Raw genomic sequence first — 13,943 nt, 5'->3', positions numbered from 1 at the left:
TTTTTTTGTGAAAAAAGAGACATCTTTTTGGGTATCCTTTCGTAAATTTTGACGATTGCGACAATTGATCGTCGTGCTCGTAACCAAAACTGCGCAATATCATCAATAGTATTGCAGCAATACTATTTCACTGCTATCTTTGATATCCGAAACGGGATAACAACCACCGAGTTTTCTGGAGTCGCTTTGACCATAAAATTGCCGCCAAAAATTACGACCATCGCCCGGGGCGTTTGGGATTTTTCCAAATTTTCTTCCAAAGTATTGTCCGGATTCCGATATATCTGGCGTCATCGCCAGGATACAATGGAGCAAATCCACATTATGGGCATTCAGGCGTTACCGCTGGTGTTGATTGCATCGATGAGCATCGGTATGGTGCTAACGCTGGAATGGGGCAAAAAACTGGAGTTGTTTGGCGCAAAACTAATGCTGGGGCGGATGGTTTCGATTACGGTGATCCGCGAAATCGGCCCAACCATCACCGGGCTGATGTTAGCTGGGCGCAGCGGCGCAAAGCTTGTTTCGGAACTCGGCAACATGCGGTTGTCCGAACAAATTGAAGCGCTGCGCGCCTTTGGTATCGATCCGATCCACCGGCTGGTTGTTCCACGCGTTTACGCTTCGCTGCTGCTCATGCTTCCCATCACCATCATTGCCGATGTTTGCGGCATTATCGCCGGCTGGTTTGCTGCAGTTATGTGGATGGGCATCGATTCAGAATTTTTCTGGATTTCCATCCAATCCGGATTACTGATAAAAGATTTGGTGATCGGCGCTATCAAACCGCCGTTTTACGGCTTATTTATCGGATTAGTCGGGTGTTATTTTGGGTATCATGTTTCCGGCGGAACGGTCGGGCTGGGCAAAGCCGCAACGCTAACGGTAATGCTTACCTCAATTTCTGTGCTGTTGCTGGATTTTATTCTTACCAAAACCATATTAAGTTTTTATTGATGACAAATGATTGAATTTAAAGACGTTACGCTATATTTAAGTGATCGAAAAGTGCTCGATCAACTCAGCTTTTTTGTAAAGGAAGGCGAGTTGCTGCTGCTCGTTGGCGGCAGCGGCAGCGGCAAAAGCACCATCCTCAAACTGGTAATGGGCTTGTTGCGTCCCGATCAGGGGCAGGTGCTGATCGACGGGCAGGATATCACCCACATGCGTGAAAAAGATTTGCTGCGCATACGCCGGCGATTCGGGATTGTGTTTCAGGATGGCGCGCTGTTCGACTCGCTGACCGTGGAAGAAAACGTCGGTTTTTATCTCCGCGAAGGCCTGAAAATGCCCGAGGATGAGGTCAAAAAAGAAGTCTGTAACGAATTGGGAAATTTGGGCTTACGCGATTTTTTGGATTATTATCCCGCACAGCTCAGCGGCGGCATGCGCAAACGGGTGTCCATTGCCCGTGCGGCAATCAAACATCCCAAATGCCTGCTGTATGACGAACCGACAGCGGGACTGGACCCGATTTCGTCGCAACGCGTGGTGGACACGATCACGGAGCTTCACAAAAACAACGTGACGTCCATCATCGTCACCCACGAAATTCATTATTTTCTGGACATCGTTCACCGGATGATGTTGCTGCGCGACGGTCAAATTGTTTACGATGGTGAACCCATCTCGGATATTCACAATTGGTACGGATACGATTTTGCACCGGATGTCAGCGGAAACTGCGATTAATCCGGCAACGAAATCCATCAACAGTTATTGGAAAAAATTATGGCTTTTGCAAAAAAAGATCGAAATATCTCCCTCGGCGTTTATTTGATGGTTGCGCTGGCGCTGTTTCTCACGGTGTTTGTGTTTTACATTGTTGCATCCAACCAAAAATTTTTCGACGCCAAATATAATATTTACATGCACTTGCCAAATGCGCAAGGACTTAATCGCGGTGCATTTATCACGCTGTCCGGATTAAAGGTTGGTGTTGTTGGTAACATGAAAATTATCAACGAACCCGGAAAACGCGGCGTCAATATCGAGCTGAAAATCGACCGGGATTATAAAGATGATATCACCAATTCTTCCATCGCCATGATCAAAACGCTGGGAATTTTGGGGGATAAATATGTGGATATCACCATCGGCAGACCCGGCGACCCCACTTTGGAGGAAGGCGAATACATCAACAGCGATGCCGGCGTTGACCCATACGAATTTTTTGATGAAGCCGCAGAAATTATCGTCGAGTTGCGAAATGTGCTCAGAAATACCGACTCGCTGACCACATACGCAATGGAGGGACGCGGCGCGCTCGGCAAATTGCTGGTTGACCGGGAAACCGGGCGGGATATCGGCAACATCATCCGGCGGATGGACCGCATCACTGCCAGCATCGATAACGGCAAAGGCACGCTCGGCAAATTGATGCAGGACACCACGCTGTATGCCAGCCTCAGCAACAGTTCCAAAAATCTGGAATCGCTGCTGGATAGCCTCAACAACGGCAAAGGCACTTTTGCGCAATTGAAAAATGATGCGGAATTTTACACAAAAATCAAATCGATGGCGGCAAATGCGGATTCACTAATGTATAAAATGCAGCACGGCGGAACCGTCGCGGCATTGCTGAACGACCCGAAATTATACGAAACGCTGGTCAGCCTCACCCGTTCGCTCGACTCACTGACGACGGATATGAAAAAACGTCCCGGTCGATACGTGAAATTCGAGCTGTTTTAGCGCAACGCCACCGGACCTTTCTGGAACAATGCATCTACTGCCGAAAACACATTTTCTTCCGAATGATCACTCTCCAAATATTGAAGTTGAATGCCGCGTTTTTTGAACGCGGTTTCATCCAGAAAACGGCGATCGCCCGGGCTGGCGAGATACACATCGCAGCCGCAAGCGATGGTCAGTTCCGCAATTCGCTCGCTCGCGCCGCCCGTTTCCGGAATAGCAATTGCCGACGCCCGCACTATTTCCGGAAGCAGTTGCAAACATTTGCACAGCGTTTCGATGCTCGCGATATTCACATCCAGCAACCGCTGCCTTCTGTAATCGAACATCGCCGAAAATTCGTCTGCAAAAAAATCGAAATACGCTGAAAATTGATAGCTGTGCCGCAAATTTCGCCAGTGTTTTTGCCGCCAGTTGCGCGTTTCGTCGATGATCACATCACCAATGTTTTGGCGACCGCGCTGTTTTTGCAACACCGGAACCGATAGCCACAACTCACCGTCTGCAGTCCGGATCCGGCACCGCTGCACCGGCGATTGCCGGGAAAACATCACGTCATCTGCAAGCAAAAACACATCCGCAATCTGCATTTTTTTAAAGAATGGCAACGTGGGTAAATATTCCGGCAGCGCTGCGGCTAATGTTTTGGGCATTTATTCTCCCGGCTTTTATAAATTGAATTTATCAAACACAGCGTATCTCATCTTCAGAAATTTTTGTTTGATTTCCTCCGCGCACTCTGTGACTCCGTGGCAAAAAACATCATTAAGCATATCCAGCAAAAATTACGCAATTCCAACCAACAAATCCTTGCATTTTCCCGATTTTTCGCACTATTTAGTCCACCAAACGAAATTTGCAATCAACACGGAAAAAGCTAATGAGCACACTACCGACTGCCAAACGTTCCAACCGGTTTCTGGAATTGTTCACCAACGAATACAACGTAATGTTGGTGATTTTACTGAACACACTGGTGCTGTTTTTCGACGAGTTTCCAACCATTCGGCAGCAAACCAGCGGCGTATTAGTGTGGATCGATTACGGTTGCATTGTTTATTTTTTGATCGAAGCAATTCTAAAAATTCGCATTTTGGGTCTAAAAGGCTATTTTTCATCCGGTTGGAATCGTTTCGACTTTGCGGTGCTGGTCGCCAGTTTCCCCTCGCTGCTCATGCCGTTTTTCCCGGCGCAGCATATGGACGCATTTCTGGCGGTTTCGATTTTGCGGTTGGGACGGTTGTTTCGCTTTTTCCGGCTGCTGCGTTTTATTCCGAACATCCAGCATTTGATTACCGGCGTAAAACGGGCACTCCGGGCGTCCGTCGGGATATTTTTTGCACTGATTATTCTTAACCTGGCGCTGTCCATCGGCGCGACAATGCTGTTCAGCGATCTCTCGCCGGAATATTTTGGCAATCCGCTGCGCTCCGCATATTCATTACTTAAAGTGTTCACTATCGAAGGCTGGTACGAAATTCCCGATTCGCTTACAGAAGGGAAAGCGCTTTCCTGGCAATTGGGATTGCTGCGCGGCTATTTTATCGTTTCGGTGATGATCGGCGGAATTTTGGGTGTATCGCTGGCAAACGCCGTTTTTGTGGACGAAATGACTGTTGACAACACCTACCGGCTGGAACGAATGGTCAGCAAAATGCATCAGGAAATGATAGACATGCACCAAAAATCGATGGCTGAGCAACAGGAAATGCTGGCGCAAATGCGCGAGGAGCTTCGCCAAACCCAACACATGATTCGTAAAAAATGATCTTTTAGGGCATCACAAACAAACGTGTTCCCTCCGTTTTCGTTTGTGAAATGTTCAACTTTTTTAATTTTCCTGGTAACGCCCAAAGGCGCCAATCATCAAATATGTACAGATGTTAATACATGATTTTCACAACATCTGTGAATTAAAAATAGCAAAAGGGGTCAATGGTTATCATGAAAAAAGTAAACGAAAACATCGATTTTGTTTTGCGCGAATACCGCACGATTGCCGTTGTGGGACTTTCACCAAACCCGGACAGAGCGAGCAACAGCGTCGCCAAAAAAATGCAGCGTAAAGGCTATAAAGTCATTCCTGTCAATCCCGGGCAGGACGAAATTTTGGGTGAAAAATGTTATCCGTCGCTATTGGATATTCCCGAAAAAGTAGACTTGGTAAACGTGTTTCGTCCGGCGGAAGTAACCGAACCGATTGCGGAACAAGCCGTGCAAATCGGCGCGAAAGGTTTGTGGCTGCAGTTGGGCATTATCAACGACAAAGCAGCACAGATTGCATTGGCCGGCGGGCTGGATGTGGTGATGGATCGCTGCTGGTCAATCGAATTCAATTTTCTGAAAGAGGAAGAACCAAAGCTTCAGTAGCACCCGTAAAAAAGCTGTGAATTTACAATAATTTCAATGCTTTACGTAGATAATTTTTGGAGAAAAAAAATGCCACTATTTGAATATCGCTGCACCGAATGCGATGAAAAATTCGAGAAACTGGTTTACTCTTCCCAAACTGAACCTGTGAAATGCGACAACTGCGGCAGCGAACAAACCGAAAAACTGTTCTCAACTTTTGCATCTGCCGGATTTAGCAGCACGAGTGCTTCCGGCAACGCCCCCGGTTGCGGCTGTGGCAGCAGCAGCGGCTTTACCTGAGCTTCTTAAATTGTTGGCAGTTTGCCAACCAAAATTGATTACAACTATTAAAATTGCGTTGTTTACGCCCCAGAAAAGCCCTCGCGCGGCAAGGTGCAAAAAGTGTTTGTGCTTTACCGCCGTTGACGTTGCTTTTCGTTTGAAAAATATGTAACTTCGTGCGCCAAATATTACCGAAAAGGTATGTGCGTATGAAGCAAAGCATGTTTTTTGCATTAATTTTACTGATTTTTGCGGCGTGTAAAAATGCCACCCCAACCCCGGAAAATGTGACCGACATTGCCGAACCGCCCGTGGTTTCACCGGCGGATCAGCAGTTCAAAGGCGCTTTTGCCATGTTGAATGGAACGTGGGAAGGTGTGTTTTATATTTACGAAGATTCCCTCGGGCAGCGTCCGGGAAAATCCCGCCCCGAAATTACAGATCTTGAATTTGCAGACCTCTCGCTAAAACTGATCAAAGAAATCGACGTCCGGCAGGAATACGTCTCCGAAAATCCCTATTTTCAACGCGTAACGATTCGCGACCGTTTTGTAAACGCCAATGGCGATACCGAAACGGTCGTCAGCGAAGGGGTAAACAAAGTGCAGGACGGCGCGCTGTGGTGTGTGGTGCAAAAGCCCGACGAAACCATCGTTCATCACGGATCGATGCAGGGTGCCGGCACGCTGATCTGGCAACGGGACGAAAGAGATCCGTTAAAAATAGAATATTTTCATGAATCCGTTGAAGGTGATTATTACAAAATCATCGGCTGGGGATATTACGGCGATGACAACCCGAAACTTTCACCGAAAACCTGGTTTGTCGGGGATTACAGCCGGATGGATTAACATGAAGCGCCTTTTCCAACAATTCCGCAACGATTGGCCATCCTATATTTTTGAAATTCTGGTGATTATTATTGGCATCACCATTTCTTTTTGGGTGAATGAATGGCGCATTGCCAATGAAGAACGGGATTCGGAAAAGCGACTGATTCATGAATTTCATGAAAATCTGGCGGCGGATTCGCTCAACCTGTTCACAGATATGAAAATGATCGAAACAGGCCTTCCCGCATACGATACCGTTATCAATACCACCGTCAATTGGCAGTCGTTTCCCAAAGACAGCATCGGGAAATTCCTGCAATTTACCAGCATCTATTTCTCCTTTTTATCCAACGATATGACATATGAGGAAATTAAACAAAGCGGTTTATCGCGCCTGATTTCCAACAAGCCATTGCTGGCGGATATTATCAATTTGTATCATGTGGATTATTTGCAAATCCGTGAAATCAACAAAATCGAAAGCACTTTTATTTTGAACCGGATGCTGCCGTTTCTGGATTCGCAACTGCCGGTGCATGTTACCGATCTTTTTTTGGAAAGCAGGGAGCAACAAGTCATCCACCTATCTAAGTTGTTAAAAAATCAACACTTTATCAATTTGTTGAAATCCAATTATGTTATCAAACTGACCATTATAAAAGCTTATGATGCGACCCTCCAAAAATTGCGAAATCTGATTCATCAACTAAAAACAGAAGAACAGAATCTTTAAACAGATACTTAAAAGCCCGGAAATCAGCTAATGACAAAAATGATCTCGTGGAATGTAAACGGCATTCGCGCCGCGATAAACAAAGGATTCACGGATTTTGTGGCGCAAACGCAGCCGGATGTGCTTTGCCTGCAGGAAACCAAAGCCATGCAGGGACAGGTGGAACTGGAGCTGCCCGGTTATCAGCAGATCTGGTGCAGTGCGGAACGCAAAGGCTATTCCGGGGTTGCCACCTTTACCAAAACTGCGCCGCTTTCCGTGCAGTGCGAAATGGAGCATCCGGATTTTAGCGGCGAAGGCCGCGTTTTGGCGCTGGAATTTGCGGATTATTTTTTGGTGAATGTGTACACGCCCAACGCTCAGCGCGAACTCACCCGGCTGGATTACCGGGTGCAATGGGACGCCGAATTTTTAACATATTTGAAAACATTGGAAACAAAGAAACCGGTGATTTTTTGCGGCGATCTGAATGTGGCGCATCAGGAAATTGATTTGGCGCGCCCAAAAGCCAATCGCGGAAACGCAGGTTTCACGGATGAGGAACGCGCCGGATTTGACCGGATTGTCGAAGCCGGATTTATCGATACATTCCGGGAATTTCAACCGGATGGCGGGCATTATTCGTGGTGGAGCTATCGCGCGGGTGCGCGGGAAAAGAACATCGGCTGGCGCATCGATTATTTCGGGATTTCTCCTTCGCTGCGGCCGCGGTTAAAAAATGCGTTCATTTTGCCGGAAGTTTTGGGCTCGGATCATTGCCCGGTGGGCATCGAAATAGCATAAAAAAAGGCGCAGCATTAGGCAATGCTGCGCCCCGGAGTAAAGTTACTTTCCGTTAATATTGTTAAGAAATTTGAAATATTCGCTGTCTGTGGAAAGAATGAGCACATCGCCTTTGTTGATCGACTGCTCATACGATTCCATGGTTTTCAAAAAGCGGTAAAAATCGCGGGTTTGTGCGTTACGGTCGTATGCGGCAGCGTAAATGGCAGCTGCTTTTGCATCCGCTTCACCACGAATTTGCTGTGCTTCTTTGGTTGCTTCGGATTCAATTTTTTTCAAATCGCGCTCTTTGTCACCCAAAATTTTGGATGCTTCACCCTGACCTTCGGAGCGGAATTTATCCGCGATGCGCTTCCGTTCGGCGATCATCCGGTCAAAAATAGTTTGCTGAACGGCTTCAACATATTTGATGCGTTTCAGGCGAATATCGAGCAATTCGATTCCGAGTGAATCCAGTTTTGGGGCGGCGGCCATCAACAGTTCTTTGTGGATACCATCGCGTCCGGTTTGAATTTTTACAAATGTTTCCGATTCTTCCCCGGCATCCAGTTCGTCACTCACCTGAAATTCGCGGTTGGTGGAACGGATCAGCTCCACCAGATCGTGGCGGGCGATGGCGTTACGGGTTTCGCCGTCCAAAATATCATCCAAACGGGATTGCGCCGTCGATTCGTTCTGCACCCGTTCCAAAAACAGCAGCGGATTGTTGATGCGCCAGCGGGCGTATGTATCCACCCAAATAAAGCGTTTGTCGCGGGTGGGCACTTCGTTGCGATCGCCGTCCCATTCCAAAAATCGTTTGTCAAATCTACGGGCATCTTGTAAAAACGGCACTTTAAAATGAATGCCCGGTTTTGTAATTGCACCACCTTGCGGCTCGCCAAATTGGGTGATAATCACCTGTTCGGCTTCGTTGACAATAAAGGTAGACTGTTGAATCAAAATAAAAAACAAAACAACCGGAATGGCTAATAAAAATATGCGGTTTGGGTTCATTTCTTGCCACCTCCATTATTCAGATCCAACAGCGGCAGCACGCCGGATGAGTTTTCATCGGTAAGTATTTTCTTATCTACTTTTTGCATTACGCGGTTCATGGTTTCGATGTAAATTCGCTGGCGGGTTACTTCCGGCGCTTTGCGATATTCCTCAAATAAGGAATTAAAACGGGAAGATTCACCCTGAGCAAGGTTGACCCGTTCCAGCGCATACCCACGGGCTTCCTCGATGGTGCGGCTGGCTTCGCCGCTGGCTTTGGGAATCACCCGGTTGTATTCCGCGCGCGCCTGGTTGATCAGTTTTTCGCGCTCTTGCTGGGCTTCGTTCACTTCGTTGAATGCGCCCTTCACCTGATCCGGCGGGTTAACATCCTGTAACACAACTTGTTCAACCCGGAGCCCCATTTCGTACTGATTGCACAATTCCTGAAGCTTTGCTTCCACAGTGCTGGAAATTTCCTGCCGCCCGATGGTCAGCACTTCATTAATCGTGCGGTCGCCGATAATTTCGCGCATAACCGCTTCGGTAATATCCCGAAAGGTTTGCTGCGCATTGCGCACCCGGAACAGGAATTTATACGGATCGCTGATGCGGTATTGCACAATCCACTCCACTTCTGCCGCGTTCAGATCGCCGGTGAGCATCAGCGATTCTTCCGAAAAATCGCGTTTGGAATATTCCGAGCGAACCCCGGAAGCTACCGTGCGAAAACCGAATTCTTCCTTTAACTGCCGGCGAACCGGGACAATATATTTTTCCTCGATTGGCGATGGCAATTTAAACTGTAATCCGGGATCAACTGTGCGGTTGTATTCTCCAAACCGCAGGATGACAGCTGCTTCTTCCGTATCCACCGTAAACACGGATGAAAACACAATGATAACCAGAAAAAACAACGGGATAACTAATGCGATTGACCGGCCCGGAAATCGCTTTGGCGCGAAATCGTTCAGGTCAAACGGTTGGCGTCCTTTCATTTAGGGCGTCCTCCTTTTTCAATAATGTTTGGATGCGGCGCAAAACCGGCATCTGTTTTGAGATTAATTCAAAATCTATTTTGGGGATTTCTACCATCAACATGATTTTATGATGCAACATCGATCCGTTAACGCATTTTACATTCACCCCCACAGAACGAAAATGTTGATTCATTGAATTCATCGCGATACGAATTGAAATATACTGACCTTTTGAATGGTATCCAAGTTACGTTCAGTAAACGCAATATCCGCGCAACTTTTGTTTGATGCGCAGCGTTTACGAATCTTAATTTCCAAAACGTAACCAAAATGCAGAGGAAACCATGCACGAATCCATAATTGCGGCTCACGGGCTGATCAAAGTTGCTGATTATTTATTTACCAAATCGCTGGACGGAATGACGGACGAACTGGCGCTTCGGCGGGTTTCGCCGGATGCAAATCCCTTTATCTGGATTGCCGGGCATATCACCAGCAGCCGTTACGCCTTTTCCCGTTATTTTGGCGATGAAGTTGCATTTTCGCATCGCGACTTGTTCAAACGCGGCAGCAGTTTCGACGAATCTGCAACCTATCCCACACTGGCGGACATCAAAAATGATTGGGATAACATCACCCAAATTCTGCTGTTACGCATCGAAAATTTGAATGCGGATGCATTTTCGCAGGCAATTCCGATTGAATTTCCGCATCAGGATAATACGCTGCGCGGGGCGCTTTATTTTATGTGTTATCACGAATCCCACCACATCGGACAACTGTCGTATATCCGCAAATTTTTCAATCTGGAAGGGTTGGTTCGCTAACCGGAAAACATTGTTTTTCTGCATTTTTACGTCGATTTTTGTTGCTATACCACAACTATTCGCCAGTGGTCATTTATAGACATCTTGCAATATGGTGTCGCTTTCACTATCTTTGGGCGCATTGAAAAATCCAATTAAAACCAAAGGTTTGAATATACAATGACCCGTAATAATCGTTTAGATCTCCCCAAAAAAGTTATTATTCTGGGTAGTGGCGCCCTCAAAATCGGCGAAGCCGGCGAGTTTGATTACTCCGGCAGCCAGGCTATCAAAGCGTTGAAAGAGGAGGGTATCGAAACCGTTCTCATCAACCCGAATATTGCCACCATCCAAACATCAGACCATTTGGCGGATCAGGTTTATTTTCTGCCGGTAACACCGCAATTTGTGGAAAAAGTGATCGCCAAAGAAAAACCGGACGGCATTTTGGTCAGCTTTGGCGGACAAACCGCGCTCAACTGCGGCATGAAACTGGACGAAGCCGGCGTTTTCGAAAAATACAATGTCCGGGTACTCGGTACGCCGATTCAGGCGGTAATCGATACAGAAGACCGGGCGCGATTTGTGGCACGATTGAATGAAGTAAGCGCTTTGAGCGCACGCAGCAAAGCGGTTTCCACCGTAAACGATGCCATCGAAACTGCTGCGGAACTGGGCTATCCGGTGATTATCCGCATCGCGTATGCATTGGGCGGGCTCGGCTCCGGTGTTTGCCGGAACGAAAAACAGGTGCGCGCGCTGGCCAGCAAATCGCTGGCGCATGCTTCACAAATTCTGGTCGAAGAATATCTCGAAGGCTGGAAGGAAATCGAATACGAAGTGATGCGCGACCGTTTCGACAATTGCATCACCGTTTGCAACATGGAAAATTTTGACCCGATGGGCATTCACACCGGCGAAAGCATTGTGGTTGCACCCAGCCAAACCCTCACCAATAAAGAATATCACATGCTCCGCGAAGTTGCCATCCGCGTGATTCGCCATTTGGGCATCGTTGGCGAATGCAACATCCAGTACGCGCTGGATTCCAAATCGGAGCAATACCGGATTATCGAAGTAAACGCGCGGCTGTCGCGCAGTTCGGCGCTGGCGTCCAAAGCTACGGGATATCCGCTGGCATTTGTCGCCGCAAAACTGGCGCTCGGCTACGGTTTGCACGAGTTGCCAAATGCCGTCACCAAAATTACGAAAGCATTTTTCGAGCCGTCGCTCGATTACGTTGTGGTAAAAGTCCCGCGCTGGGATTTGAAAAAATTCCGCCGCGTAAAACGCAAACTCGGCTCCGGCATGAAATCCGTCGGCGAAGTGATGGCCATCGGTCGCAAGTTTGAGGAAGCGCTGCAAAAAGCGCTGCGGATGCTGGAAACCGGCGCCAACGGACTGGTTGCCAACAGCGATCTGTTCGAGTTCGACAACCTCAAAAAAGAGTTGAAAGAACCGACCGAAGAACGCGTTTTCGCGATTGTGGAAGCGCTGAAATCCGGGATGACCGTTCAGCAAATCCACAAGTTATCGCATATCGACAAATGGTTTTTGCACAAAATAGAACGCGTGGTATCGCTGGAAAAACAGCTCACCGAAGGCAAGAAAAAGTCGCTCCAGCCGACACTGGTTTGGGAAGCCAAACAAGCCGGTTATTCCGATCAGCAGATCGGGCTGATCACCGGCAGAACAGCGCAGCAGGTTCGCCAGTTCCGCCACAAAAATGACATTCGCCCGTTCATCCGCCAGATCGACACACTCGGCGCGGAATATCCGGCGTTTACCAATTATCTGTATCTATCCTACAACGGCACCCACGACGAGTTGGAACCACCGGCGATGCCGGTAATTATCCTCGGTTCCGGTGCCTATCGCATCGGCAGCTCGGTGGAATTCGACTGGTGTTGCGTAAACGCGGGTATGACGCTGCGCAAACTCGGCTACAAAACCGTGATGCTCAATTACAATCCGGAAACCGTCAGCACGGATTACGATGAATTCGACATGCTGATTTTTGATGAAATTATTCAGGAAACCGTGGTCGAACTGAACCACAAACTTAATCCCGTTGGCGTGATTGTTTCGATGGGCGGGCAGATTCCCAACAACCTCGCGCTGAAATTGGGCAACGAAGGTGTCCGGATTTTGGGCACATCGCCGGAGAGCATCCACATGGCGGAAGACCGGCGCAATTTCTCCGGATTGCTGGACAAACTGGGCGTGGATCAGCCGGAATGGAAGATGCTCAGCACGCTGGAAGACGCCCGGAAATTTGCCGATGAAGTCGGTTTTCCGGTGCTCATTCGTCCGTCATACGTGCTCAGCGGTGCGGCGATGGCCGTTGCCTCCACCCACGATGAGCTGGACAGATATCTCAAAAAAGCCACCAAAATTTCGCCGGAACACCCGACGGTGATCAGCAAATTTCTGGAAAACGCCAAAGAAATTGAAATGGACGCAGTTGCCCGCGATGGCGAAGTGCTGGTTTACGCTATCTCCGAGCACGTGGAAAACGCCGGTGTTCACTCCGGCGACGCCACGCTGGTGCTGCCGCCGCAACGCACCTACATGGAAACTGTTCGTCAGATTCGCCAGATTTCCCAAAAAATTGCCGGTGCGCTGCGCATCAACGGGCCGTTCAACATGCAGTTTATTGCCAAAACAAACTCGGTGAAAGTAATCGAATGTAACCTGCGGGCATCGCGCAGTTTCCCGTTTGTTTCCAAAATTCTGGATGACAATTTTATCGATCTGGCAACCCGGGTGATCATGGGTCACCAGGTTACACCGCGCAAACACTCGCTGTTCGAGCTGAATTATGTGGGCGTAAAAGCGCCGCAGTTTTCATTCACCCGACTGGAAGGCGCAGACCCGACGCTGGGCGTGGAAATGGCGTCCACCGGCGAAGTGGGCTGCCTCGGCAATAATTTTGAAGAAGCGTTTTTGAAAGCGCTCATTTCCGTTGGCTATCGCTACCCGATTCGCAGCGTGCTGCTCTCCACCGGTTCTGTGGAATCGAAAGCGGATTTGCTGAAAAGCTGCCGCCTTATGTCCAATATGGGATTGAAATTATACGCCACCTGGGGCACGGAAAAATTCCTGCGCAGCAACGGCATCGAATCGGAATTGCTACACTGGCCGCTGAAAAAGAAAACACCGAATACCATCGAATATATTCAGGAAGGCAAAATTGATCTGGTGGTGAACATCCCCAAAAACTATCAGGAAGAAGAGCTGACCAACGACTACATGATTCGCCGCGCAGCGGTGGATTACAACGTGCCGTTGCTCACCAATCGCCAGTTGGTGATGCGCTTTGCCGAATCCATTTCCACCGTAAAACTGGAAGATCTGGAGTTGAAAAGCTGGCGGGAATATATTTCTACCAACAACCGCTAATCGCAGTATTTTCAATTGATTATGCATTTCTAACGCCCGCACACCGCGGGCGTTTTGCATTCCGGCGCATCTTCGCTTGCATGCTGCCGGATCTTTCTGT

14 protein-coding genes are annotated in these 13,943 nt (G+C 48.2%); 11 read left to right on the top strand and 3 right to left on the bottom strand.

The window, feature by feature from the left end; all coding sequences use genetic code 11:
* Positions 1-186: 186 nt before the first annotated feature.
* From H6629_08945 to H6629_08935, 3 genes are read left to right on the top strand one after another with little or no spacing between them, the layout of a single operon-like run.
* Positions 187-957, top strand: a complete 771-nt coding sequence (locus tag H6629_08945) for an ABC transporter permease (GenBank protein ID MCB9067920.1) — start codon at positions 187-189, stop codon at positions 955-957.
* Positions 958-963: 6 nt separating this feature from the next.
* Entirely contained in the window at positions 964-1,692 is a 729-nt protein-coding gene (locus tag H6629_08940) for an ATP-binding cassette domain-containing protein (GenBank protein MCB9067919.1), read from the top strand.
* A gap of 39 nt (positions 1,693-1,731) precedes the next feature.
* Positions 1,732-2,694: an MCE family protein gene (locus H6629_08935; GenBank protein MCB9067918.1), complete on the top strand. Its 963-nt coding sequence runs from the start codon at positions 1,732-1,734 to the stop codon at positions 2,692-2,694.
* Here the strand turns inward: H6629_08935 and H6629_08930 are convergent.
* A complete protein-coding gene (locus H6629_08930; GenBank protein ID MCB9067917.1) occupies positions 2,691-3,347 on the bottom strand; it encodes a WbqC family protein in 657 nt (218 codons plus the stop codon). The genes H6629_08935 and H6629_08930 overlap by 4 nt on opposite strands.
* 227 nt (positions 3,348-3,574) lie before the next feature.
* Here H6629_08930 and H6629_08925 point away from each other — a divergent pair, with 227 nt between their 5' ends.
* The 6 genes from H6629_08925 (at position 3,575) to xth (ending at position 7,677) form a co-directional block, all read left to right on the top strand.
* On the top strand, positions 3,575-4,462 hold the full coding sequence (locus H6629_08925) for an ion transporter (GenBank protein ID MCB9067916.1): 888 nt from the start codon (positions 3,575-3,577) through the stop codon (positions 4,460-4,462).
* A gap of 167 nt (positions 4,463-4,629) precedes the next feature.
* A complete protein-coding gene (locus H6629_08920) occupies positions 4,630-5,064 on the top strand; it encodes a CoA-binding protein (protein MCB9067915.1) in 435 nt (144 codons plus the stop codon).
* A gap of 69 nt (positions 5,065-5,133) precedes the next feature.
* A complete protein-coding gene (locus H6629_08915) occupies positions 5,134-5,346 on the top strand; it encodes a zinc ribbon domain-containing protein (GenBank protein ID MCB9067914.1) in 213 nt (70 codons plus the stop codon).
* Between the two features lie 191 nt (positions 5,347-5,537).
* Entirely contained in the window at positions 5,538-6,179 is a 642-nt protein-coding gene (locus H6629_08910) for a hypothetical protein (protein ID MCB9067913.1), read from the top strand.
* Position 6,180: 1 nt separating this feature from the next.
* Positions 6,181-6,894: a hypothetical protein gene (locus tag H6629_08905; GenBank protein MCB9067912.1), complete on the top strand. Its 714-nt coding sequence runs from the start codon at positions 6,181-6,183 to the stop codon at positions 6,892-6,894.
* Positions 6,895-6,924: 30 nt separating this feature from the next.
* Entirely contained in the window at positions 6,925-7,677 is a 753-nt protein-coding gene (gene xth / locus H6629_08900) for an exodeoxyribonuclease III (GenBank protein ID MCB9067911.1), read from the top strand.
* Between the two features lie 42 nt (positions 7,678-7,719).
* On the opposite strand, the gene hflC is transcribed toward xth, so the two are convergent.
* Positions 7,720-8,673: a protease modulator HflC gene (gene hflC / locus H6629_08895; protein MCB9067910.1), complete on the bottom strand. Its 954-nt coding sequence runs from the start codon at positions 8,671-8,673 to the stop codon at positions 7,720-7,722.
* Entirely contained in the window at positions 8,670-9,653 is a 984-nt protein-coding gene (hflK, locus tag H6629_08890; protein MCB9067909.1) for an FtsH protease activity modulator HflK, read from the bottom strand. Before hflK ends, hflC begins: the two co-directional genes overlap by 4 nt.
* A 326-nt stretch (positions 9,654-9,979) precedes the next feature.
* On the opposite strand from hflK, the gene H6629_08885 reads away from it, so the two are divergent.
* Both H6629_08885 and carB read left to right on the top strand, forming a co-directional pair.
* Positions 9,980-10,462 carry a DinB family protein gene (locus H6629_08885; GenBank protein ID MCB9067908.1) on the top strand — a complete coding sequence of 161 codons (483 nt, stop codon included), beginning with the start codon at positions 9,980-9,982 and terminating at the stop codon, positions 10,460-10,462.
* Between the two features lie 159 nt (positions 10,463-10,621).
* Positions 10,622-13,843: a carbamoyl-phosphate synthase (glutamine-hydrolyzing) large subunit gene (gene carB / locus H6629_08880; protein MCB9067907.1), complete on the top strand. Its 3,222-nt coding sequence runs from the start codon at positions 10,622-10,624 to the stop codon at positions 13,841-13,843.
* The last annotated feature ends 100 nt before the right edge of the window (positions 13,844-13,943 follow it).

The organism is Calditrichia bacterium (assembly GCA_020634975.1).
Taxonomy (GTDB): domain Bacteria; phylum Calditrichota; class Calditrichia; order RBG-13-44-9; family J075; genus JACKAQ01.
The sequence above is the reverse complement of the archived record's forward strand: the minus strand, read 5'-3'. Positions and strand labels throughout refer to the sequence as shown.